We start from the raw sequence: 22397 nt of genomic DNA, 5'->3' as shown, positions 1-22397 counted from the left end.
ATGGCACGTGTTCTGATCGTCGACGATTCGCCGACCGAAATGTACAAACTGACCGGCATGCTGGAAAAGCATGGCCACCAGGTCCTGAAAGCCGAAAACGGTGCGGACGGCGTGGCCCTGGCCCGCCAGGAACTGCCCGACGCCGTGCTGATGGACATCGTGATGCCGGGCCTCAACGGCTTCCAGGCCACCCGCCAGCTGTCCAAGGAGCCGGAAACCAACGGTATCCCGATCATCATCATCACCACCAAGGACCAGGAGACCGACAAGATCTGGGGCGCCCGCCAAGGGGCCAAGGACTACCTGACCAAGCCGGTGGACGAAGAAACCTTGATCGCCACCCTGAACAAGGTGCTGGCCGGCTGACGGTTCGCCACCATGACCGAGTCGCAAACCGCCTTCGAGCTGCTGCTGGACATCGACCGCCGCTGCCGCCTGCTGGCCGCCGACCTGCCGTCCCAGGAAACCCGCCTGCAACGCTGGAGCGGGATCGGCTTTCGCCTGGGGCCGCACTGGTATGTGGCGCCCATGGGCGAAGTCGCCGAAGTCCTGCATGAACCGCGCTGCACCGTGATGCCGGGCGTAAAACCCTGGGTCAAGGGCGTGGCCAACCTGCGCGGGCGCTTGCTGCCGGTGATGGACCTTGGCGGTTTTCTCGGCCTGGAGCTGTCCCGGGTGCGCAAGCAGCGGCGGGTACTGGTAGTGGAATACAACGACCTGTTTGTCGGACTGCTGGTAGACGAGGTGGTGGGCATGCAGCATTTCGAGCAAGACGCATTGTTGACGGGCACGCTCTCCAGCGCGCCGTTTATCCAGGGCCAGTTCGACGGCGAGCAGCTGTGGCAGGTCTTCAGCCCCTTCGCTCTGGCCCAGGCCCCAGGCTTCATGGATGTTGCCGCATGACCACCGCTACCACGCCCAAACCCCAAGCCGCCTCGCGCAGTCGCTCGCAGATCATCGTGCTGTTCATCGCGCTGATCGTGTTCATCATGTTGCTGTTCGCCAACTTCGCGTACCTCAACACCCAGTCCACCTACGACAAACAGTACATCGGCCACGCCGGCGAGCTGCGCGTGCTGTCCCAGCGTATCGCCAAGAACGCCACCGAAGCCGCGGCCGGCAAGGCGGCGGCGTTCAAGCTGCTGTCTGACGCGCGCAACGACTTTGCTCAGCGTTGGGGTTACCTGAAAAAAGGCGACATCGAGACCGGCCTGCCCGCCGCACCCAATGCCGTGCGTGCCGAGATGCGTGCGGTGCAGACCGATTGGGAAGCGCTGCTGAAAAACACCGACGCGATTCTCGCCAGCGAGCAGACGGTGCTGTCATTGCACCAAGTGGCCGCGACCCTGGCCGAAACGGTGCCGCAGTTGCAGATGGAGTCGGAAAAAGTCGTCGACATCCTTCTGCAGCGTGGTGCCCCGGCCAGCCAAGTAGCCCTGGCCCAACGCCAGTCGTTGTTGGCCGAGCGAATCCTGGGCGCCGTGAACACTGTGCTCGCCGGCGACGAAACCGCCGCCCAGGCCGCCGACGCCTTTGGTCGCGACGCCAACCGCTTCGGCCAGGTGCTCAACGGCATGCTCCAGGGCAACGCCGGGTTGCGCATCAGCCAGGTCGAAGACCACGACGCCCGGGCGCGGCTGGCGGAAATCGCCGAGTTGTTCGAATTCGTCTCGGGCTCTGTGGATGAAATCCTCGAAACCTCGCCGCAGTTGTTCCAGGTGCGGGCGTCGGCGAGCAACATCTTCAACCTGTCGCAAACCCTGCTCGATGAAGCCTCGCACCTGGCCACCGGGTTTGAAAACCTCGCCAGCGGGCGCAGTTTCGACACCATTGGCGGCTATGTGCTGGGTTTGCTGGCGCTGACGTCGATCATCCTGATCGGCCTGGTAATGGTGCGCGAAACCAACCGCCAGCTGCATGAAACCGCCGAGAAGAACGAGCGCAACCAGAACGCGATCATGCGCCTGCTCGATGAAATCGAAGACCTGGCCGACGGCGACCTGACCGTGACCGCTTCGGTAACCGAAGACTTCACCGGCACCATCGCCGACTCGATCAACTATTCCGTGGACCAACTGCGCGACCTGGTCGCCACCATCAACCTCACCGCCGGCCAAGTCGCCGGCGCGGTGCAGGACACCCAGGCCACCGCCATGCACCTGGCCCAGGCTTCGGAGCACCAGGCCCAGCAGATTGCCGAGGCGTCCACCGCGATCAACGAGATGGCCCAGTCCATCGACCAGGTCTCGGCCAACGCCGCTGAGTCCTCGGCGGTGGCGGAGCGCTCGGTAGAGATCGCCAACAAGGGCAATGAGGTGGTGCACAACACCATCCACGGCATGGACAACATTCGCGAGCAGATCCAGGACACCGCCAAGCGCATCAAGCGCCTGGGCGAGTCGTCCCAGGAGATTGGCGACATCGTCAGCCTGATCGACGACATTGCCGACCAGACCAACATCCTGGCCCTCAACGCCGCGATCCAGGCGAGCATGGCCGGCGATGCCGGGCGCGGTTTTGCCGTGGTCGCCGATGAAGTGCAGCGGCTGGCCGAGCGCTCGTCGGCGGCCACCCGACAAATCGAAACCCTGGTGCGCGCGATCCAGGCCGACACCAACGAAGCCGTGATTTCCATGGAGCAGACCACTACCGAAGTGGTGCGCGGTGCACGGCTCGCCCAGGACGCGGGCGTGGCGCTGGAAGAAATCGAAGGCGTCTCGAAAACCCTGGCGGCGTTGATCCAGAGCATTTCCAACGCGGCGCAGCAGCAGACTTCGTCGGCAGGGCAGATTTCCCTGACCATGAACGTGATCCAGCAGATCACCACCCAGACCTCGTCGGGCTCCACGGCCACCGCCGAAAGCATCGGCAACCTGGCGAAGATGGCCAGCCAGTTGCGCCGGTCGGTGTCGGGGTTCACCTTGCCGCCGCCCAAGCAGGTCGACAATTGAAATGCATTTTAAAGAACACCACTGTCCAACTGTGGGAGCTGGCTTGCCTGCGATAGCGATCTATCAACTGGCCCATGTATAGCTGACCCACCGCTATCGCAGGCAAGCCAGCTCCCACAGTTGATCTCCACCCGTCTGGAGATCCTAGCAACACCAGCAACCCACGAATTCTAAGCGGAGCAGTTATGGTTGATCGGCACGACTACGTGGCCCTCGAATGGGTCAAGGGCGACATTGCCGAAACCCTGAAACAGGCGCGTTCGGCGCTGGACGCCTTCGTCGAGACCACTGACGCCGAGGCCATCAGCGAGTGCCTGGCCGGCATTCATCAGGTGCATGGCGCGTTGCAGATGGTCGAGTTCTACGGCGCGGCACTGCTGGCCGAAGAGCTTGAAGAACTCGCCCTGGCACTCCAGGCCGGGCACGTCAGCCAGCGCGACGAAAGCATCCGCCTGCTGCAACAGGCCCTCAACCAGCTGCCGCTGTACCTGGACCGCGTGCACAGCGCCCGCCGCGACTTACCGCTGGTGGTCTTGCCGCTGCTCAACGACCTGCGCAGTGCGCGCGGCGAAAGCCTGTTGTCGGAGACCAGCCTGTTCAGCCCGCAACTGCTATCGATTGCGCCGCTGCCCGACGAAGCCCTTGCCCAGCGTGCGTTGCCCGACCTGCACGAACAACTGCGCCAGTGGCACCAACTCTTGCAACAGGCCCTCGCCGGCCTGCTGCGAGAAGACCACGGCCCCAGCAACCTGGAAGACATGGCGCGGGTCTTTGCGCGCCTCGAAGCGCTGTGCCAAGGCGCGCCGCTGCTGCCGTTGTGGCAAGTCACCTCGGCGCTGGTCGAAGGCATGCTCACCGGCGTGATCGCCAACAGCCCGGCCCTGCGCAGCCTGCTCAAGGCCAGTGACAAGCAGCTCAAGCGTCTGCTGGCCCAAGGCATCGGCGGCATCAACCAACCAGCGCCGGATGAACTGCTCAAAAGCCTGTTGTTCTACGTCGCCAAGGTGACCCGGCCGACGCCGCGCATGCAAAGCCTGAAAGAACGCTACGGGCTGGACGAAGCCTTGCCCGACAGTGCCGTGGTCGATGCCGAGCGTGCGCGCCTGGCCGGGCCGGACCGCAATGCCATGGGCTCGGTGCTTGGCGCGTTGTGCGAAGAACTGGTGCGGGTCAAGGAGCGTCTCGACCTGTTCGTGCGCAGCGATCGCCAGCACACCAGCGACCTTGAGGCCTTGCTCGCGCCGCTGCGGCAGATCGCTGACACCCTGGCGGTGCTGGGCTTTGGCCAGCCGCGCAAAGTGATCATCGACCAGTTGGCCGTGGTACTGAGCCTGGTCCAGGGCCAACGCGAACCCAACGACGCCGTGTTGATGGACGTTGCGGGCGCCTTGCTTTATGTCGAAGCCACGCTGGCGGGCATGGTCGGCACCGTCGAACCGGAAAGCCGCGAAGAAAGCCGCCTGCCCACCACCGACCTGACTCAGATCCACCAGTTGGTGATCCGCGAATCCTGCCAGTGCCTCAAGCAAGCCAAGGAACTGGTGATCGACTGCATCGAGGCCCATTGGGACCGCCAGCGCCTGGAGTCTCTGCCGGAGTTGCTGAGCCAGGTGCGCGGCGCCCTGGCGATGATTCCCCTGCCTCGCGCAGCGAGCCTGATGCGCGGCTGCACCGATTACGTCGATGAGCAGCTGATGAGCGGCGACACGACGCCGTCCGAGGTGCAACTGGGGCATTTTGCCGATGTGATCAGCAGCCTTGAGTACTACCTGGAACGCATGCTTCAGGACCCGGATGCCGCAGGCGAGCGGGTGCTGGAGTTGGCCACCGAAGGCCTTGCGGCACTCGGTTACCTGCCGGCTGAAAAACCGTGGCGCCAGGCGCTGGTTGCGCCGGAGGGCGCGCTGACCACCGAGGCCACCCCCAGCCAGTCCCAGTTCGATGCGCTGGCCAGCCCGACGTCGCGCCTGAACCCGCCGGCCCTGCAACGCCCGGGCAGCCTGTTGCCACCCCCGGACGATGAAGAACCCATCGATGACGAACTGCGCGAAGTCTTCCTCGAGGAAACCGACGAAGTCCTCGAGGTGCTGCACCGCTACCTGCCCAACAGTGCCGACAAAACCGCCCAGGGCGAAATGCGCCGCGCCTTCCACACCTTGAAAGGCAGCGGCCGCATGGTGCGCGCCCTGGTGCTGGCCGAGCTGGCCTGGGCCGTGGAAAACCTGCTCAACCGCGTGCTGGAACGCAGCGTGGCCCTGGGCCCCGAAGTACAAGAAGTGTTGGATGAAACGGTGGCTTTGCTGCCGGAGCTGATCGCCGATTTCGCCACCGACGATCAACACCAGCGTGATGAAGTCGACGCCCTGGCCGCCCGCGCCCATGCCTTGGCCAGCGGCACGCCCGAGCCAGCGGCTGAAGCCCATGACCCGATGCTGCTGGAGATCTTCCGCAACGAAGCCCAGAGCCATCTGGACAGCCTCAACCACTTCCTGCAACAGGCCGCTGAACATGTGCCGCTGCAAGTCAGCGATGAACTGCAACGCGCCCTGCACACCCTCAAGGGCAGTGCCTATATGGCCGGTGTGTTGCCCATTGCCGAACTGGCCCGCCCGCTCGATCACCTGACCCGCGAGTACAAGGCTCACCGCCTGCCGCTGGACCTGGACGAAGTGGAGTTGCTGCTGGAGGCCGAAGGCCTGTTCCAGCGTGGGGTGCGCCAGCTGGATCGTGACCCGCTGGCGCCGATCAAGGGCGCCGAAGACTTGATCAGTCGCACCCAAAGCCTGCTCGACAGCCAACTGACCGCGCTGCTCGACGCCCCGCACACGGGCCTGCGCATCAAGCGCGACCCGCAGTTGATCGCCAACTTCCTGGCCCAGGGCATGGACATCCTGCTCGACGCCGAAAACCTGCTGCGCCGCTGGCAACAGCACCCGGGCGAGCGCCAGGAACTGACAGCGCTGCTGGATGAGCTGACCACACTGGGGGAGGGCGCGCACATCGCCGACCTGCATGCCATCGACGCCCTGTGCGAAGCGTTGCTCGACCTGTACGGCGCCGTGGAAGAGAGCAGCCTGGCGGTGAGCGAGCGGTTTTTCCATGAGGCCGAACAGGCCCATGAAGCGCTGATCAACATGCTCGACCAACTGGCGGCCGGCCAGGAAATCAGCCCGGCCCCTGCACGGGTCGAGGCGCTGCGTGAGCTGCTGGATGAGGCGTTGGATCCATCTGCCACTGGCCTGATCAAAAGCGATGGCAGCCGAGCGCTGAGCATTGCCGAGCTGGGTGCCGCGACCCAGCAGTTGGAGCATGAAACGGCCATGGACGACGAGATCGTCGAGATATTCCTCGAAGAGGCCGTGGACATCCTCGACAGTGCCGGGCAGTCGCTCAAGCGTTGGCTCCTGGAGCCTGAAAACGCCGCGCCGTTGTCGTCGTTGCAACGTGACCTGCACACCCTCAAGGGCGGCGCACGCATGGCCGAAATCGGCCCGATCGGCGACCTGGCCCATGAGCTGGAATGCCTGTACGAAGGCCTGGTAGATCGTCGTTACAGCTACAGCGCCGAGCTGTCCCAGGTGCTGATGGCCAGCCATGAACACCTGGCCTTGCAGTTGGAAGAGCTGCAAGGCCATCAACCTTTGAGCGACAGCCGTGAGCTGGTCGACAAGCTGCGCGCGGTGCGCCAGGGCAACCCACCGACGGCACCCGCGGTGGTGGCGCCAGCGTCGGGCGCCGACCCTGAATTGCTGGATATCTTCCTCGAAGAAGCCGCGGATATTCTCGACAGCTCCAGCAGCGCCCTGGTGCGCTGGCAAGCCGAGCCGGGCAATCGCCAGGAAGTGGAAACCCTGCTGCGCGACCTGCACACCCTCAAGGGCGGTGCGCGCATGGTCGAGATCGGGCCGATTGGCGATCTGGCCCATGAACTGGAGACCCTCTACGAAGGGCTCTCGGCCGGGTTGCTGGCGCCGTCGGCAGAACTGTTTGCGCTGCTGCAAGGCTGCCATGACCGCCTGGCCCAGATGATCGACGCGGTGGCCGATGGCTTGCCGGTGGGTTCGGTGGACAAGCTGATCCAGCGTATCAAAAGCCTGGTACACCCCAGCGATGAGCCGGTAGTACCGGTAGCATTGCCGACTGGCAAGGCCGAGGCGGCGGTCGACCCGACGGCCGACATGGTGAAGATCTCCGCCGAGCTGCTGGACGACCTGGTTAACCTGGCCGGTGAAACCTCGATCTTCCGTGGCCGCATCGAGCAACAAGTCAACGACGCACGCATCGCCCTGACCGAGGTAGAAACGACGATTGAGCGCATGCGCGACCAACTGCGCCGGCTCGACACTGAGACCCAGGGCCGCATCCTCAGTCGCCAGCAGGCCGAGGCCGAACGCCTGGGTTATGAAGAATTCGATCCGCTGGAAATGGACCGCCACTCCCAGTTGCAGCAACTGTCGCGCGCGTTGTCCGAATCTGCCTCCGACCTGCTCGACCTCAAGGACACGCTCGACCGTCGCAATCAGGACGCCCATGACCTGTTGCAGCAACAGGCGCGCATCAACACCGAATTGCAGGAAGGCCTGATGCGCACGCGTATGGTGCCGTTCGAGCGCATGCTGCCGCGCCTCAAGCGCATCGTGCGGCAAGTGGCGGGCGAGTTGGGCAAGGACGTGGAGTTTGTGGTCGGCAACGCCGAGGGCGAGATGGACCGCAACGTGCTTGAGCGCATGGCGGCGCCCCTGGAACACATGTTGCGCAATGCAGTGGACCATGGCCTGGAATCCCGCGATGCGCGGCTGCTGGCCGGCAAGCCGGAGAAGGGTCGGATCACCCTGGACCTGACTCACGAAGGCGGCGATATCGTTTTCGATATGCGTGACGATGGCGCCGGCGTACCGCTGGAGGCCGTGCGGCGTAAGGCGATCAAGCGCGGCTTGCTCGACCCGAATCAGGAGATCAGCGACCGCGACGTGTTGCAGTTCATCCTGCAGCCGGGTTTTTCCACGGCCGAGAAAATCACGCAGATCTCGGGGCGTGGCGTGGGCATGGACGTGGTGCACGAAGAGGTGCGCCAGCTGGGCGGCTCGATGTTCATTGAGTCGACGCCTGGGGTGGGCGTGCACTTTCGTATTCGCTTGCCGTTTACGGTGTCGGTCAACCGGGCGTTGATGGTGCAGTGCGCGGACGACCAATACGCAATCCCGCTCAACACCATCGAAGGCCTGGTGAGCGTGCTGCCCCATGAGCTGGCGGGGCATTATCAGCAGGACCCGCCACGTTATGAATACGCCGGCCAGCGCTACGAACTGTTCTACCTTGGCGACCTGTTGCACACCGTCAGCCGTCCGAAACTGCTGGGCCAGTACCAGCCCGTGCCGGTGCTGCTGGTGCAGTGCAACGAGCGGCGCGTGGCGGTGCAAGTGGACGCCATGGCGGGTACGCGGGAGATCGTGGTCAAGGGGCTGGGGCCGCAGTTTGCGGGGGTGCAGGGCTTGTCCGGCGCGACCATCCTGGGCGACGGCCGTGTGGTGCTGATCATCGACTTGCTCGCGCATATCCGCGCTCGGCAGCCGGTCTTGCCGGCCCAGACATTCGACGCGCCGCTGGTCCTCAATGACCCGCTGAAAAAGCGCCCATTGCTGGTGCTGGTGGTGGACGACTCGGTCACCGTGCGCAAAGTCACCAGCCGCCTGCTGGAACGCAACGGCATGAACGTGCTCACCGCCAAGGACGGCATCGACGCCATCGCGGTGCTGGAAGAACACACGCCGGACCTGATGCTGCTGGACATCGAAATGCCGCGCATGGACGGCTTCGAAGTGGCCACCCAAGTGCGCAACGATCCTCGGCTGATGCGCCTGCCGATCATCATGATCACCTCCCGCACCGGCCAGAAACACCGCGACCGCGCCATGGCCATTGGCGTGAATGACTACCTCGGCAAGCCGTACCAAGAGTCGGTGCTGCTGGAAAGCATCGCCTACTGGAGCAAGTCCCATGCTTGACCACCGCACCAGCCAACTCACCGGCCTGCTGCTGCCCCTGGCCGACCGCCACCTGGTGTTGCCCAACGTCGCGGTTGCCGAGCTGATCGACTTCCAGCGCGGCGAACCCGCCAGCGACGCGCCGCCGTGGTACCTGCGGCAAGTGACGTGGCGCGATCAGCAACTGCCGCTGATCAGCTTTGAAGCCGCGTGCGGCGAAGCCATCGTCGCCGGCGAACGCTCACGCATCGTGGTGCTCAACGCCCTGGGCGGGCGGCCGACGTTGAAATTCATTGCGCTGGTGATCCAGGGGATCCCCCGCTCGTACAAGCTCGACAGCCAACTCAGCTACGTGGACGTGCCGCTGTGCCCGTTGGAACGGGCGGCAGTGCAGGTGGGTGAGCATGTGGCGAAGGTGCCGGATTTGATGGGGCTTGAAGCCCTGTTGGTGGAATCCGGCCTGGCCTGAACCTACGCCCTCTGAAGATCCAATGTGGGAGCTGGCTTGCCTGCGATAGCGGCTTGTCAGTCACTGCATCAACAGCTGGCCTACCGCCATCGCCGGCAAGCCGGCTCCTACAAAGTGCTGTGCGACCTCCACCCCTCGGTGTAGGGCCCGGACTGAAAGTGGGTCTGAAATCTCTTTAAGTCTCTCGCGGGGATTTTTGCCGATTGTTGAGTGCTAGCGTTTCTTGCTCAACTCCATCAGCAAGGACTCGCAAATGGCCGTTCCACCCGCGCCCCCAGGCGTTTCGCTGCAAGACAATATCGCTATCGCCAACAACCGCAGGCTGCATTTGAAGCCCGGTTCGGCGTTCATGTATTCGTGGTTCTACTCACAGGTCCGAGGGCGTGGCCCTTGGGATTACAAACAGAAAAGCCTGAAGTATGAGGCGTTCGGAAACTTCAATTATGGTGCCACAGGTACGGTGCTGGGCATTCCCGAGCATGTCCTGTTGCGGGCAGCAGGTGCCGCTCAAACATTCGCAGAAACCACCAAGCCGGAATATGGGTCATGGTGGGGAGGAGAACCTTTTGGCGATGATCCTCGCGATCAATATTGGATAAGGAGGGGGATTGAGTATGCAATTTCTCAGGGCTACTAAAGGCCTCTTGCCGGTCCTGCGCAACTGCCTGCTGGTAGTCTGCCTGATTTATATCGGGGGCAATTGGATCATGTCATCCGGCACACCGGATTTGGACGAAGTGGTTTTGAAACACTCTTTGGGCAACGGCAACTCAATTTATGGAGCGCGTGACGGACAGGGCGGCGCGACAGTGGGATTTTCCTACAGGTACTACGTTTATAAGGACTTAGGCAGTGACCAGGAGATACTGACAGCGCTGATGTCGGCACACCCCTTTTTGAAAACCAAAGAGCCAGATGTCCAAGTGACTCGGGTGGATGGCGTCATCCACCTCATTGTTCGTGGTGAGGTTTATGAGTACCGCAGCTATCCGCTCGAAGGTTTGGGGGGAGTGAGCATAGACATGAAGTTGTAGACCGGCGGGCTTCGGATTTTTCCTGCAGGATTTTGGGCTGTACATGAACTTGTCGCGTGCAGGCGGCGTGCCTAGTCTTCGTCCCGTCATCGCAAAAAACGGTGACACGGACGTGCAAGTCCGACGAAATCTGTTTAGGCGCAAACAACGCCTAGATCAACAGGCGTTCCTTGATTATCCATTTAGAAATCGCACAGCATGTCGAACCCTTCATCCAACCTCTTCACCGTCAACCCCCACCAAAACACCGAAACCCTGCTGGTCAACGCCAGCGAAACCCTTTCGTCCCTCAACGCACTCACCTGCAACCTGGCCTTCGACCTGGACACCTCCCAGCGCGCGATCATGCTCGGCATCCAGTAAATGGCGGAGCTGGGGCTGCTATTGGTGGATCGGGCGTTGGAGCAAGTCAGCCCGGCGCCAGCTGCTTAAAACGGTCCCAAGCAGGGACTGATCGTTTCCTTTTGGGGACCGCTATTTAACAAGCGCCACTGAACAAATGTGGGAGCTGGCTTGCCTGCGATGGCGGACTGTCAGTTGACCTATCTACAGCTGACCCACCGCGATCGCAGGCAAGCCAGCTCCCACAGTTTTAATATTCATTCGGGCGAAGTCCGTGTCTGTTGAGGTTTTGTTACTCCATCCGTAACGATCCACCGCCGGGCTTGATTGATACCTCCCCCGATTCACTCCTAAGGTACAGCCCACGACAGCAAACCCCGTGGAGCGACCATGACAACAACCATCACCCCCGACTCGCGCTGGACGCGGCGGCGCGACGAGAAGCAGCGGCGGCTCGGGCTGGTCAAACAGTATGCAGACGGGGCTGTGTTGCCCAGCGACAGGATCGTCGAGGCGCTGGAAGCCCTGATCCTCCCCGGCGACCGCGTGGTGCTGGAAGGCAATAACCAGAAACAAGCCGACTTCCTCTCCCGTTCCCTGGCCAGGGCCGACCCCGCCAAGCTCCACGATTTGCACATGATCATGCCCAGTGTCGGCCGTTCCGAGCACCTGGACCTGTTTGAAAAGGGCATCGCCCGCAAGCTCGATTTCTCCTTCGCCGGCACCCAGTCCCTGCGCATCAGCCAGTTGCTCGAAGACGGCCTGCTGGAAATCGGCGCGATCCACACCTACATCGAACTCTACGCACGGCTGGTGGTGGACCTGATCCCCAACGTCGTCCTGTCTGCCGGTTTCATGGCCGACCGCGCCGGCAACATCTACACCGGCGCCAGCACCGAAGACACCCCCGCGTTGATCGAGCCCGCGGCCTTCAGTGATGGCATCGTGATCGTGCAGGTCAACCAGTTGGTGGACGACGTCACCGATTTGCCCCGCGTCGACATCCCGGCCAGTTGGGTGGACTTCGTAGTGGTGGCCGACAAGCCGTTCTACATCGAGCCGCTGTTCACCCGCGACCCGCGCCACATCAAACCGGTGCACGTGCTGATGGCGATGATGGCGATCCGTGGCATCTACGAAAAACACAATGTGCAGTCCCTCAACCATGGCATCGGGTTCAACACCGCGGCCATTGAGTTGATCCTGCCCACCTACGGCGAATCCCTGGGCCTCAAGGGCAAGATCTGCCGCAACTGGACCCTCAACCCACACCCCACGCTGATTCCCGCCATCGAAAGCGGCTGGGTGGAAAGCGTGCATTGTTTCGGCACCGAATTGGGCATGGAGAACTACATCGCCGCACGGCCGGATGTGTTCTTCACCGGCCGCGATGGTTCGATGCGTTCCAACCGGATGTTCTGCCAACTGGCCGGTCAATACGCGGTGGACCTGTTTATCGGCGCCACCCTGCAAGTCGACGGCGACGGCCATTCCTCCACCGTGACCCGTGGCCGGCTCGCCGGTTTCGGCGGTGCGCCGAACATGGGCCACGACCCACGTGGTCGTCGTCATGGCACCCCGGCGTGGCTGGACATGCGCCACGACGACGCGCCCGAAGCGCTGTTGGAGCGCGGCAAAAAGCTCGTCGTGCAAATGGTCGAGACCTTCCAGGAAGGCGGCAAACCCACCTTCGTCGACACCCTCGACGCGGTGGAAGTCGCGCGCAAAAGCGGCATGCCCCTGGCGCCGATCATGATCTACGGCGACGACGTCACCCACCTGCTCACCGAAGAAGGCATCGCCTACCTGTACAAGGCGCGCTCCCTGGAGGAGCGTCAGGCGATGATCGCCGCCGTCGCCGGTGTCACCGCCATCGGCCTGCGCCACAACCCCAAGGACACCGCACGCATGCGCCGCGAAGGCCTGATCGCCTTGCCCGAAGACTTGGGCATCCGCCGCACCGACGCCACCCGCGAGCTGCTGGCCGCCAAGAGCGTGGCCGACCTGGTGGATTGGTCCGGCGGCCTGTACAACCCGCCCGCCAAGTTCAGGAGCTGGTAAATGCGCGCCCTCAAACTGCATGAATTGACCCTTGCTGATCGCCTGGCGGACATGGCGGTCGACGCCTTGATTGATGAGGCGGACCTGTCGCCCAAGCCGGCCCTGGTCGACCGTCGCGGCAACGGCGCCCACAGCGATTTGCACCTGGGCCTGATGCACGCCTCCGCGTTGTCGCTGTGGCCGATGTTCAAGGAAATGGCCGAAGCGGCCATCGAGTTCGGCGAAGTCGGCTTGCCCCTGCGTGAAGCCTTGGGGCGGATCGGCCGCGAAGGCGAGCAAGCCATGCTCGCCACCACCGACGGCGTGAATACCCATCGCGGCGCGATCTGGGCACTCGGTTTGCTCACCGCTGCGGCAGCGCTGGCGCCCCGTGCCGTCACGCTGACCGCCGCCCGGCTGGCCCTGCTCAACGACCGCTATGCCCCACAGCCGATGAGCCACGGTGCCCAGGTCGCGCAACGCTACGGCGCACGCGGCGCCCGTGAAGAAGCGCAACTGGGCTTCCCCTCGGTGATGCAGCGCGGCTTGCCGCAACTGCGCAAAAGCCGTCTGCAAGAGGCCGGCGAGCAGAACGCCCGGCTCGATGCCTTGCTCGCGATCATGACCGAACTGGCCGACACCTGCGTGCTCTACCGCGCAGGCCCTGAAGGCATCAGCGCCATGCAACACGGCGCCCAAGCCGTGCTGGACGCGGGCGGTAGCGCGACCCTGGCCGGCCGCCGCCACCTGCACGCGCTGGACCAACACCTGCTGGCCCTGAATGCCTCCCCGGGCGGCGCCGCCGACCTGTTGGCCGCCTGCCTGTTTATCGACCGCCTCGACGGAGCGTTGTGATGGAAACCTTATCCTTTGAATTCCCCGCCGGGCAGCCGCCCAAAGGCCGTGCGCTGGTGGGGTGTGTCGGCTCCGGCGACCTGGAAGTGCTGCTGGAACCGGGCACGTCGGGCACCCTGACCATCCAGGTGCAGACCTCGGTCAACGGCGCCGAGCAGCGCTGGCAGCACCTGTTCGAGCGCATCTTCCTGGAGCAGACGCCACCGGCCTTGAAGATCGATATCCACGACTTCGGCGCGACACCCGGCGTGGTGCGCCTGCGCCTGGAGCAAGGGCTTGAGGAGGTCGGCCATGACTGACTGGCTCGCTAAACACAGCTTCGTCGAACTCGGTGCCCGCCAGCGGGCAAAAGCCTTGCTGGACGCCGGCACCTACCGCGAACTGATCGACCCGTTCCAGCGCGTCATGTCGCCATGGCTCAGCCGCCAGGGTGTGGTGCCGCAAGCCGATGACGGCGTGGTGATCGCCAAGGGCAGCGTCGCCGGTAAACCGGTGGTGATCGCGGCCATCGAAGGTAACTTCCAGGGCGGCAGCCTCGGCGAAGTCGGCGGGGCAAAAATCGCCGGTGTGCTTGAGCTGGCGGCCGAAGACAACCGCAAGGGCATTCCCACGCGTGCCGTGCTGTTGCTGGAAACCGGTGGCGTGCGCCTGCAGGAAGCCAACCTGGGGCTGGCGGCGATTGCCGACATCCACGCGGCGATTGTCGATCTGCGCCAGTACCAGCCGGTGATCGGTGTGGTGGCGGGCAGCGTCGGTTGCTTTGGCGGCATGTCCATTGCGGCCGGGCTGTGCAGTTACCTGGTGGTCACCCGCGAAGCACGGGTGGGCCTGAACGGCCCGCAGGTGATTGAGCAGGAAGCCGGCCTGGACGAATACGACTCCCGCGACCGGCCATTCATCTGGAGCCTTACCGGTGGCGAGCAACGCTTCAACAGCGGGTTGGCTGACTGTTACGTGGCCGACGATGTGGCCGAGATTCAGCAGACCGTCAACGCCTTGCTGGAGCAGGGCCTGCCCGCTCAACCACGCAGTCGCCAGGCCGAGCACTACCTGGCGCGCCTGGCCGAACTGGACGCCACGCCACAAATCGACGCGGCGACGGTGCGTGCGCTGTATCAAGGAGATCGCTCATGAGAGGTTTGCAGTGGTTCAACGCATTGAGCGCGGGGGCAACGCCTGTCGAGGGTTTGCCGGCTTCGCTGAAAGTGGCTGACGGCCTGTTGGGCGGGCAACCTGTGCGCTTTATCGCCGTGGTCACCGACCCGCACAACCGCTTTCCCCGCGCACGCAATGGCGAGGTCGGTTTGCTCGAAGGCTGGGGCCTGGCCAAGGCGGTGGATGAAGCCATCGCCCGTGGCGACAAGCGCCCGCTGATCGCCATCGTCGACGTGCCGAGCCAAGCCTACGGCCGTCGCGAAGAAGCCCTCGGTATCCACCAGGCCCTGGCCGCCGCCGCTGACAGCTATGCCCGCGCTCGGCTGGCCGGGCACCCGGTGATTGCGCTGCTGGTGGGCAAGGCGATGTCGGGCGCGTTCCTCGCCCACGGCTACCAGGCCAACCGCCTGATCGCCCTGCGCGACCCGGGCGTGATGGTGCACGCCATGGGCAAGGCCTCGGCGGCGCGGGTGACTTTGCGCAGTATCGAAGAGCTGGAAGCGTTGGCCGCCAGCGTGCCGCCCATGGCGTATGACATCGACAGCTATGCCAGCCTGGGTTTGCTGTGGGAGACCTTGTCGGTTGAGCAGATTGAACAGCCGACGCCACAGGATGTGGCGCGGGTGGGCGATTGCCTGGTGAGTGCAATCAAGGACATCGACAGCACCGATTTGAGCAGCCGCCTGGGTGCTCCCCATCGCGCCGCCTCCGGCCACGTGCGCCACTTGCTGCGGGAGCAATGGTGAACGCTCACGACTTGCTCTGGGGCATGACCCCGGCGCACCTGCCCGTTGACGCCCCGGCGTGGGCGGCGCAGGCGGTGGGCACGGTGGTGGTGCGCCGCGCCACGGTTGCCGCAGGTTATGTCCCGGTGGGCGTGCGCGGCCGTTCGCGTGAGCAACGGTTTGCGGCGCTGATGCCGCTGGCTGCCGTGCAACGGCGGGTAGCACCGGAAGCATTGCGTGACGTTGTCTCTCGACGGGACTTGCCCGCATTGCAGGCTCTGGATCAATTGCGGCCGGTGCTGGCGACCTTAAATTGGGGTGTCACCGGCAGCGCCGGATTTGAATTGGCTACGGGCATTGAAGCGCTGCATGCCCAGAGCGACCTGGATCTGATGCTGCGCACGCCCCAGCCGCTGGACCGCAGCGAGGCGCGCGACCTGCTGGCAACCTTGGACCAGGCGGTGTGCGCCGTGGACCTGCAATTGCAAACGCCCTTCGGCGCAGTGGCCTTGCGCGAATGGGCCGGCTCCTCACGGCGGGTGCTGTTGAAAACCGCCAGTGGCGCCCATCTGGTGCTCGACCCTTGGCAGGCCGTGGCATGAGCAGTCTTCTGGTGTTCCCCGGGCAAGGCGCCCAGCGGCCGGGCATGCTCCAGGCGCTGCCCGCCGATGTGCTGGATGAAGCCAGCCAGGCGTTGGGTGAGGACGTTCGCACCCTGGATTCAGCGCAAGCCTTGGCCAATACCCGCGCCGTCCAGCTGTGCCTGCTGATCGCCGGCGTGGCCCACGCCCGGCTGTTGCAACACACCCCGGATTACGTCGCGGGCCTCTCCATCGGCGCATACCCGGCCGCCGTGATCGCCGGTGCCCTGGACTTTGCCGACGCGGTGAAGCTGGTCAGCCTACGCGGCGAGCTGATGCAAAACGCTTATCCACACGGCTACGGGATGACGGCCATCATCGGCCCGTCGTTATCCACCGTCGAAACGCTGCTGGCTGAAGTGAATAGCCCTGACACCCCGGTGTACCTGGCCAACATCAACGCTGACAACCAGACCGTGATCGCCGGCAGCGACGCCGCCATGAAGCGTGTGGCCCAACGCATCAAAGGCAACGGCGTGGCCAAGCGCCTGAACGTGAGTGTGCCGTCGCACTGTGCATTGCTGGAGCAACCGGCCCAGGTGTTGGTCCAGGCGTTTGTTGCGCTCAAGCCGCCGCGCATCACCTACCTGAGCAGCACCCGTGCGCGGCCTGTGTACAACCCCGAACAACTGCGCGACGACCTGGCGTTCAACATGTGCCGCGTCGTCGACTGGTGTGGCACCGTGCAAAGCGCCTACGAACGTGGCGTGCGCCTGCAGATCGAACTGCCCCCGGGCGCCGTGCTCACCGGCTTGTCACGCCGCGTGTTCGAGCAAGGCACGGTGATCGCCTGCGAGGGCGCACGCCTGGACACCTTGCAGGCCCTGCTGCAAGAGGAGGAGCGCCGCCACCGATAAAGCACCACCCAAGGCTTTCGAAGCACAACAACAACAATTTCGATCGAGCACTTTGAGGACAACAACGATGATTATCTACGGTGTGGCATTGCTGGCGATCTGCACGCTCGCGGGCGTGATCATGGGCGACATGCTCGGCGTGTTGCTGGGCGTCAAATCCAACGTGGGCGGGGTGGGCATCGCAATGATCCTGCTGATCTGCGCCCGCCTGTGGATGCAAAAACGCGGCGGCATGACCAAGGACTGCGAGATGGGCGTGGGCTTCTGGGGCGCGATGTACATCCCGGTCGTGGTGGCGATGGCGGCGCAACAGAACGTGGTCACGGCCTTGCATGGCGGTCCTGTCGCGGTCCTGGCGGCGATCGGTTCCGTGGTGGTCTGCGGTTGCACCATCGCGCTCATCAGCCGCACCCACAAGGGCGAATCCTTGCCCGCCGAAGAGCCGCTGATCGCTGCTGCGGGAGGTCGCTGATATGTGGGATCTCATCGAAAAAGGGTTGGAGCATAACGGCCTGATCACCGCCTTTGCCTTCGTCGGCGTGGTGATGTGGATTTCCGTGGTGCTGTCCAAGCGCCTCACGTTTGGGCGCATTCATGGTTCGGCGATTGCCATCGTCATCGGCCTGGTTCTGGCGTGGGTCGGTGGCACGGTGACCGGTGGGCAAAAGGGCCTGGCCGACATGGCGCTGTTCTCCGGCATCGGCCTGATGGGCGGTGCAATGCTGCGTGACTTCGCCATCGTTGCCACCGCGTTTGAAGTGCAGGCCACCGAGGCGCGCAAGGCCGGGTTGATTGGTGTGATTGCGCTGCTGTTGGGCACGGTGTTGCCGTTCATTGTGGGCGCCAGCATGGCGTGGGCATTTGGTTATCGTGATGCGATCAGCATGACGACGATCGGTGCCGGCGCGGTGACGTACATCGTCGGTCCGGTGACCGGGGCGGCCATTGGCGCGACCTCGGACGTGATGGCGCTGTCGATTGCCACGGGCTTGATCAAGGCCATTTTGGTGATGGTCGGCACGCCGGTGGCGGCGCGCTGGATGGGCTTGGACAACCCGCGCTCGGCGATGGTATTTGGCGGGTTGGCCGGCACGGTCAGCGGTGTGACCGCGGGGCTGGCGGCGACGGATCGGCGGTTGGTGCCCTACGGCGCGTTGACAGCGACGTTCCATACCGGGCTTGGGTGTTTGCTCGGGCCTTCGGTGTTGTATTTCATCGTACGCGGCCTCGTCGGCTAACCCCCGGCCCTGCGTTGTCTGGCCTGGCGTCTTCGCGGGCAAGCCCGCTCCCACATTTTGATTTGTGAACACAGTTAAATGTGGGAGCTGGCTTGCCTGCGATAGCGATTTTGATGGCGCCATCGCCGGCAAGCCGGGCTCCTACAAGGGATGGTCAAGATTGGCGATTGGCATACATGCGGCACTCTGCCAACAACGCCAACAGGTTTGGGTCCCTTTCCTTGGCTTTGAGGAACACCACCCCAATCTGCTGCTGCAACCGGTACCGGGGTTGCAGCGGGATCAGCTTCACCCGGTTCTCATACACCGCTGCAATCCGCCCGGGCAGCAGCGCATAACCCACGCCCGAGCTGACCATGCTCAGCAGGGTGAAGATGTCATTGACCTGCATCGCCACCTTCGGCTCGAACCCCGCCTGCTGGAACACGCGGTTGCCATCCTGGTGGGTGGCGAAGCCTTGGGTGAGGGTGATGAAGGTGGCGTCGCGTACATCCGCCAGGTCGATCTGCTGTTCGCGGTCGAAGGGTGAGTCGGCCGGGGTAGCCAGGAAGATATCATCGGAAAACAGCGCGATCTGCTCGCAATCGGGGTCGTTGGCATGCTCATCCAGGGAGATGAGGATGGCGTCCACTTCCATGTTCTTGAGCTTGTAGAGCAGGTCGAAGTTGGAGCCCAGGATCAGGTCGATGTTGAGTTCGCTGCGGCGGATCTTCAGGCCCATGATCAGTTGCGGCACGGTCTTCACCGTGAGCGAATACAGTGAACCCAGCTTGAAGCGCTCCGCCGAATAACCCGCCGCTTCGCGGGTGAGGCGCACGCTGTCGACCACGTCGGCCACCAGTTTCTGTGCGCGTTCCTCCAACACGTAGGCGCTCTCCAACGGCGTGAGGTTGCGCCCTTCGTGCTTGAACAGCGGGCATCGCAGGGCGTTTTCCAGGGAGTGGATCGCGCGGTGCACGCTGACGTTGCTGGTTTGCAGCTCGGCGGCGGCACGGGCCAGGTTGCCGGTGCGCATGAACGCCAGGAAGATTTCCAGCTTCTTGAGGGTGAACTCTTCGTCGATCAGCATGGCGGTCACTCTTGTTCGAATGCCGTCGATTGTGCCCCTAAAACCAATTCACTCCCAGCCATGCACTGCCCAGGCCCAGCACCACACCGAATATGATCAGCCAGATCGCGTTGAGCCGCGTGTAATAGACCACGGCAGCGCTGGCCAGGGTCAGGACCAGGCTGGTGGTGTTGTTTTCCAGGCTGTTCATCAGGATGTAGGTGGAGGCGAGGATCAGGCCGATGGAGATCGGCAGCAGGCTGCGCTTGACCCGTTGCACCCAGGGCGTCTGGGTGTGTTTTTCCAGCCAGCCGGCGCCGACGTAGGCCAATACCGAGCAAGGCACGAGCTTGGCCAGCAAGGCCACCAGCGCACCCGGCAGGCCTGCCGCCTGTTGGCCGATGAACACCAGGAACATGCCGTTGGGCCCCGGCAGCGCCTGGGACAGGGCGAAGAACGCGACGAATTGCGCGTCGGTGATCCAGTGCATGTCCACCACGGTGTAGCGGTGGATGTCACCGATGGCCACGGTGTTGCCGCCAATTGCCATCAGCGACCACAGCGCGCATTGGATCATCAGGTGCAGGAGGACGGTCTGCATCAGCCGGCCACCTTTTTCGTGTCGATGAAACTCAAGGCCAGGGAGCTGGGGATGCTGATCAGCAGCACCAGCCACAGTGGCAGCACCAGCACCGCCATCAACACGAAGGTCAGCACGAAGGCGCTGTAATTGGCCAGGTTGCGTGGCATGGCCTTGAGCAAGCGCAGTGTTGTACCCAGCATCAGCCCGGTGGCAATCGGCATCACTGCGCCGAAGATCTGCTGCACCACCTCATGGCTCCACCACTTGGCATAGGCGAACCCGGCCAGCACGGTGATCAGCGAGGGGAACAGGTACAGCCCGCAGACGGTCACAACCGCACCCGGCAAGCCGTGCAGGCGACGGCCGAAGATGATGCCGACGTTGGCAATATTGGGGCCGGGGAAGAATTGGCCGGTGGTGAGCAGTTCGTTGAAACCCTGCTCGCTGACCCAGCGCCTGCGGTCGACCATCATCTGCCGTGCCCAGGGCATCACGCCGCCAAAGCCGAACAGGCCGACCATGGCGAAGTTGTAAAAAAGCTGCCATAGGCTGGGGGGCGGCGCGTCGGGTTCAAGCTCGGGCATGGATAACACCACTCTAAAGGGCGGAAACACCCTTGTAGGAGCCGGCTTGCCGGCGATGGCGGCAGTCAGGCCACCACCACGCTCAAGGGCCTCATCGCCGGCAAGCCGGCTCCTACAAGGATTGTGCGAATCATCCGATGGGCAGTGGTCGTTGGGCAAATGAAGAAAGGGTGTTACCTGAAAGTGAGTGTCTGGCGTCAGAATGCTCGAGGTGATAACGGTTATTCGAGGTGAGTGACACATGTATCACGGGGAACGATTCAACGCCTGGAGCCATTTGCTCGGGGCAGTCGCAGCCTTTGCCGGCGCAGTGTGGATGCTGGTGGTGGCGAGCCTGGATGGCAGCCCCTGGAAGATCGTCAGCGTGGCGATCTATGGCTTTACGCTGCTGGTGCTGTACAGCGCGTCCACCGTGTACCACAGCGTGCGCGGACGGCGAAAAGAGATCATGCAGAAGGTCGATCACTTTTCGATCTACCTGCTGATCGCCGGCAGCTACACGCCGTTTTGCCTGGTGACCCTGCGCGGCCCATGGGGCTGGACGCTGTTCGGCATCGTCTGGGGGCTGGCGGTGATTGGTATCCTGCAGGAGATCAAGCCGCGTTCCGAAGCGCGGATCTTGTCCATCGTGATCTACGCGGTGATGGGCTGGATCGTGCTGGTGGCGGTCAAGCCACTGATCGCCGCGCTGGGCACGGCGGGGTTTACCTGGCTGGCGGCCGGTGGGGTGCTGTACACCGTGGGCATCATCTTCTTTGCCCTGGAAGATCGCCTGCGGCACTCCCACGGCATCTGGCACCTGTTTGTCATTGGCGGCAGCCTGCTGCACTTTGTGGCGATCATGCATTACGTGCTGTAACGAACACCTGTAGGAGCCGGCTTGCCGGCGATGAGGCCCTTGAGAGGTGCAGTGATCTCGAGGCCGCCATCGCCGGCAAGCCGGGCTCCTACAGGGATAGGCGTTTCAGCAGGTCCTGGGCGCGCGTGCCGAAGATCTTGAGCAACTTGGCCAACATATGCGGCGGCGGTTCGTCGGCGCGGGTCAGGGCGTACAGGGTGATCGGCAGCGGCGGGGTGAGTGTGCGGATGCAGGTGGTGGCCGTGGAGGCGCCGAGCGCCGTGAAGGGGTCGATGACAGTGAGCCCGGCGCCGGACTCGACCATGGCGCGTGCCAGGGAATAGGTTTGCACCGAGATCGTCACCCGAGGCGCGGGGTCGACGTTTTCCAGGTAGCTGTCGAGCTTGGCGGCCAGGGGATCGGCGCTGGAAAGGCCAATCAACGGCGCACCGGCCAGATCCGCCAAGGGCAACGGTGTGCTCGATTCTGCGTCAGACCAATAGCCTTTCGACGCCAACGCCACCAGCACACCGTTGGCCAACACCTGCGTGGTCAGCCCCGGATGCCCGGAGAAGTTGAGGGTCAGTGCCAGGTCGATCTCGCGCATCAACAGCTTCTGCACCAGCTCACGGCTGTGGTCGCTGGACAGCTCGCAGGCGATGTCCGGGTAGTCGCGTTTCCATTCCAGGATCGCCGGTGGCAGCAGCGACAAGGCCAGTGCCGGGATTGCGCCAATGCGCACGCTGTGCCCGGGTTCGCGCCGCAAACTCTTGGCCAGGCGCCGCACACCTTGGAGGCTCTCGGTGACTTTCTCCACTTCGCTTTCCAGCGCCAGGGCTTCCGGGGTGGGCTGCAATTTGCCGCGCACCCGCAGGAACAGGGGAAAGCCCAGCTGCAATTCGGCGTGTTGCAACACTTTGGTCACCGCCGGCTGCGACACGTGCAGCAACTGCGCGGCGGCACTGACGGAACCGGTTTGGCGGATGGCCTGGAAGATTTCGATATGACGCAAGCGCATGGCGAGTCCATAACCTTTGTTTATAGGTGACCCAT

General features: G+C 63.7%; 21 protein-coding genes and 1 pseudogene. 18 read left to right on the top strand and 4 right to left on the bottom strand.

Features of this window, described 5'->3' with window-relative positions; translation table 11 throughout:
- From pilH to madM, 17 genes and pseudogenes are all read left to right on the top strand, one after another.
- Entirely contained in the window at positions 1-366 is a 366-nt protein-coding gene (pilH, locus tag HX792_RS14590) for a twitching motility response regulator PilH (RefSeq protein ID WP_016976047.1), read from the top strand.
- Between the two features lie 12 nt (positions 367-378).
- Complete coding sequence (locus tag HX792_RS14585; RefSeq protein ID WP_176996758.1) at positions 379-903, top strand: chemotaxis protein CheW; 525 nt, start codon at positions 379-381, stop codon at positions 901-903.
- Complete coding sequence (locus tag HX792_RS14580; protein ID WP_176996757.1) at positions 900-2951, top strand: methyl-accepting chemotaxis protein; 2052 nt, start codon at positions 900-902, stop codon at positions 2949-2951. Before HX792_RS14585 ends, HX792_RS14580 begins: the two co-directional genes overlap by 4 nt.
- Positions 2952-3136: 185 nt before the next feature.
- On the top strand, positions 3137-8956 hold the full coding sequence (locus HX792_RS14575) for an Hpt domain-containing protein (protein ID WP_176996756.1): 5820 nt from the start codon (positions 3137-3139) through the stop codon (positions 8954-8956).
- Positions 8949-9404 (top strand): chemotaxis protein CheW, encoded by a 456-nt coding sequence (locus HX792_RS14570; protein ID WP_176996755.1) that lies wholly within the window; start codon positions 8949-8951, stop codon positions 9402-9404. Before HX792_RS14575 ends, HX792_RS14570 begins: the two co-directional genes overlap by 8 nt.
- Positions 9405-9657: 253 nt before the next feature.
- A complete protein-coding gene (locus HX792_RS14565) occupies positions 9658-10041 on the top strand; it encodes a polymorphic toxin type 44 domain-containing protein (RefSeq protein ID WP_176996754.1) in 384 nt (127 codons plus the stop codon).
- A complete protein-coding gene (locus HX792_RS14560; RefSeq protein ID WP_176996899.1) occupies positions 10019-10438 on the top strand; it encodes a hypothetical protein in 420 nt (139 codons plus the stop codon). The genes HX792_RS14565 and HX792_RS14560 overlap by 23 nt, the downstream gene beginning before the upstream one ends.
- 198 nt (positions 10439-10636) lie before the next feature.
- Positions 10637-10870: pseudogene (locus HX792_RS14555) on the top strand (DUF6124 family protein).
- 300 nt (positions 10871-11170) lie between these two features.
- Positions 11171-12841, top strand: coding sequence for a malonate decarboxylase subunit alpha (mdcA, locus tag HX792_RS14550; protein WP_176996753.1), 1671 nt, complete (start codon positions 11171-11173; stop codon positions 12839-12841).
- Entirely contained in the window at positions 12842-13675 is an 834-nt protein-coding gene (locus HX792_RS14545; protein ID WP_176996752.1) for a triphosphoribosyl-dephospho-CoA synthase, read from the top strand.
- The gene (locus HX792_RS14540; RefSeq protein ID WP_176996751.1) at positions 13675-13974 is read left to right on the top strand and encodes a malonate decarboxylase subunit delta; all 300 of its coding nucleotides are present in this window, start codon (positions 13675-13677) and stop codon (positions 13972-13974) included. Before HX792_RS14545 ends, HX792_RS14540 begins: the two co-directional genes overlap by 1 nt.
- Positions 13967-14809, top strand: coding sequence for a biotin-independent malonate decarboxylase subunit beta (locus tag HX792_RS14535; protein ID WP_176996750.1), 843 nt, complete (start codon positions 13967-13969; stop codon positions 14807-14809). Before HX792_RS14540 ends, HX792_RS14535 begins: the two co-directional genes overlap by 8 nt.
- Positions 14806-15576, top strand: a complete 771-nt coding sequence (mdcE, locus tag HX792_RS14530; protein ID WP_176996749.1) for a biotin-independent malonate decarboxylase subunit gamma — start codon at positions 14806-14808, stop codon at positions 15574-15576. The genes HX792_RS14535 and mdcE overlap by 4 nt, the downstream gene beginning before the upstream one ends.
- Positions 15570-16157: a malonate decarboxylase holo-ACP synthase gene (locus tag HX792_RS14525; protein WP_176996748.1), complete on the top strand. Its 588-nt coding sequence runs from the start codon at positions 15570-15572 to the stop codon at positions 16155-16157. Before mdcE ends, HX792_RS14525 begins: the two co-directional genes overlap by 7 nt.
- Entirely contained in the window at positions 16154-17053 is a 900-nt protein-coding gene (gene mdcH / locus HX792_RS14520) for a malonate decarboxylase subunit epsilon (protein WP_176996747.1), read from the top strand. Before HX792_RS14525 ends, mdcH begins: the two co-directional genes overlap by 4 nt.
- 67 nt (positions 17054-17120) lie before the next feature.
- Positions 17121-17525, top strand: a complete 405-nt coding sequence (gene madL / locus HX792_RS14515) for a malonate transporter subunit MadL (RefSeq protein WP_176996746.1) — start codon at positions 17121-17123, stop codon at positions 17523-17525.
- A 1-nt stretch (position 17526) separates the two neighbouring features.
- The gene (madM, locus tag HX792_RS14510) at positions 17527-18291 is read left to right on the top strand and encodes a malonate transporter subunit MadM (protein ID WP_176996745.1); all 765 of its coding nucleotides are present in this window, start codon (positions 17527-17529) and stop codon (positions 18289-18291) included.
- 154 nt (positions 18292-18445) lie between these two features.
- On the opposite strand, the gene HX792_RS14505 is transcribed toward madM, so the two are convergent.
- From HX792_RS14505 to HX792_RS14495, 3 genes are read right to left on the bottom strand one after another with little or no spacing between them, the layout of a single operon-like run.
- The gene (locus HX792_RS14505) at positions 18446-19360 is read right to left on the bottom strand and encodes a LysR substrate-binding domain-containing protein (protein WP_176996744.1); all 915 of its coding nucleotides are present in this window, start codon (positions 19358-19360) and stop codon (positions 18446-18448) included.
- Between the two features lie 37 nt (positions 19361-19397).
- Positions 19398-19940, bottom strand: a complete 543-nt coding sequence (locus HX792_RS14500; RefSeq protein WP_176996743.1) for a chromate transporter — start codon at positions 19938-19940, stop codon at positions 19398-19400.
- Positions 19940-20506: a chromate transporter gene (locus HX792_RS14495; RefSeq protein WP_176996742.1), complete on the bottom strand. Its 567-nt coding sequence runs from the start codon at positions 20504-20506 to the stop codon at positions 19940-19942. The genes HX792_RS14500 and HX792_RS14495 overlap by 1 nt, the downstream gene beginning before the upstream one ends.
- 241 nt (positions 20507-20747) lie before the next feature.
- Between HX792_RS14495 and HX792_RS14490 the strand changes: the two genes are divergently transcribed.
- Positions 20748-21365 (top strand): hemolysin III family protein, encoded by a 618-nt coding sequence (locus HX792_RS14490; RefSeq protein WP_176996741.1) that lies wholly within the window; start codon positions 20748-20750, stop codon positions 21363-21365.
- An 88-nt stretch (positions 21366-21453) separates the two neighbouring features.
- Here the strand turns inward: HX792_RS14490 and HX792_RS14485 are convergent, their stop codons facing one another.
- Positions 21454-22362, bottom strand: coding sequence for a LysR family transcriptional regulator (locus HX792_RS14485; RefSeq protein ID WP_176996740.1), 909 nt, complete (start codon positions 22360-22362; stop codon positions 21454-21456).
- Between the last annotated feature and the right edge of the window lie 35 nt (positions 22363-22397).

Origin of the sequence: Pseudomonas sp. B6002 (assembly GCF_013385985.1) — a bacterium.
Classification (GTDB): Bacteria; Pseudomonadota; Gammaproteobacteria; order Pseudomonadales; family Pseudomonadaceae; genus Aquipseudomonas.
The sequence above is the reverse complement of the archived record's forward strand: the minus strand, read 5'-3'. Positions and strand labels throughout refer to the sequence as shown.

Excerpts from the sequence above, each read along its gene's own strand:
- HX792_RS14540 (WP_176996751.1), top strand. The coding sequence starts at position 13,675 with ATGGAAACCTTATCCTTTGAATTCCCCGCCGGGCAGCCGCCCAAAGGC.
- madM (WP_176996745.1), top strand. The coding sequence starts at position 17,527 with ATGTGGGATCTCATCGAAAAAGGGTTGGAGCATAACGGCCTGATCACC.
- HX792_RS14490 (WP_176996741.1), top strand. The coding sequence starts at position 20,748 with ATGTATCACGGGGAACGATTCAACGCCTGGAGCCATTTGCTCGGGGCA.
- mdcH (WP_176996747.1), top strand. The coding sequence starts at position 16,154 with ATGAGCAGTCTTCTGGTGTTCCCCGGGCAAGGCGCCCAGCGGCCGGGC.
- HX792_RS14560 (WP_176996899.1), top strand. The coding sequence starts at position 10,019 with ATGCAATTTCTCAGGGCTACTAAAGGCCTCTTGCCGGTCCTGCGCAAC.
- HX792_RS14525 (WP_176996748.1), top strand. The coding sequence starts at position 15,570 with ATGGTGAACGCTCACGACTTGCTCTGGGGCATGACCCCGGCGCACCTG.
- HX792_RS14495 (WP_176996742.1), bottom strand. The coding sequence starts at position 20,506 with ATGCCCGAGCTTGAACCCGACGCGCCGCCCCCCAGCCTATGGCAGCTT.
- mdcA (WP_176996753.1), top strand. The coding sequence starts at position 11,171 with ATGACAACAACCATCACCCCCGACTCGCGCTGGACGCGGCGGCGCGAC.
- pilH (WP_016976047.1), top strand. The coding sequence starts at position 1 with ATGGCACGTGTTCTGATCGTCGACGATTCGCCGACCGAAATGTACAAA.
- HX792_RS14485 (WP_176996740.1), bottom strand. The coding sequence starts at position 22,362 with ATGCGCTTGCGTCATATCGAAATCTTCCAGGCCATCCGCCAAACCGGT.
- madL (WP_176996746.1), top strand. The coding sequence starts at position 17,121 with ATGATTATCTACGGTGTGGCATTGCTGGCGATCTGCACGCTCGCGGGC.
- HX792_RS14545 (WP_176996752.1), top strand. The coding sequence starts at position 12,842 with ATGCGCGCCCTCAAACTGCATGAATTGACCCTTGCTGATCGCCTGGCG.
- HX792_RS14505 (WP_176996744.1), bottom strand. The coding sequence starts at position 19,360 with ATGCTGATCGACGAAGAGTTCACCCTCAAGAAGCTGGAAATCTTCCTG.
- HX792_RS14535 (WP_176996750.1), top strand. The coding sequence starts at position 13,967 with ATGACTGACTGGCTCGCTAAACACAGCTTCGTCGAACTCGGTGCCCGC.
- HX792_RS14585 (WP_176996758.1), top strand. The coding sequence starts at position 379 with ATGACCGAGTCGCAAACCGCCTTCGAGCTGCTGCTGGACATCGACCGC.
- HX792_RS14565 (WP_176996754.1), top strand. The coding sequence starts at position 9,658 with ATGGCCGTTCCACCCGCGCCCCCAGGCGTTTCGCTGCAAGACAATATC.
- HX792_RS14570 (WP_176996755.1), top strand. The coding sequence starts at position 8,949 with ATGCTTGACCACCGCACCAGCCAACTCACCGGCCTGCTGCTGCCCCTG.
- HX792_RS14500 (WP_176996743.1), bottom strand. The coding sequence starts at position 19,940 with ATGCAGACCGTCCTCCTGCACCTGATGATCCAATGCGCGCTGTGGTCG.
- mdcE (WP_176996749.1), top strand. The coding sequence starts at position 14,806 with ATGAGAGGTTTGCAGTGGTTCAACGCATTGAGCGCGGGGGCAACGCCT.
- HX792_RS14575 (WP_176996756.1), top strand. The coding sequence starts at position 3,137 with ATGGTTGATCGGCACGACTACGTGGCCCTCGAATGGGTCAAGGGCGAC.
- HX792_RS14580 (WP_176996757.1), top strand. The coding sequence starts at position 900 with ATGACCACCGCTACCACGCCCAAACCCCAAGCCGCCTCGCGCAGTCGC.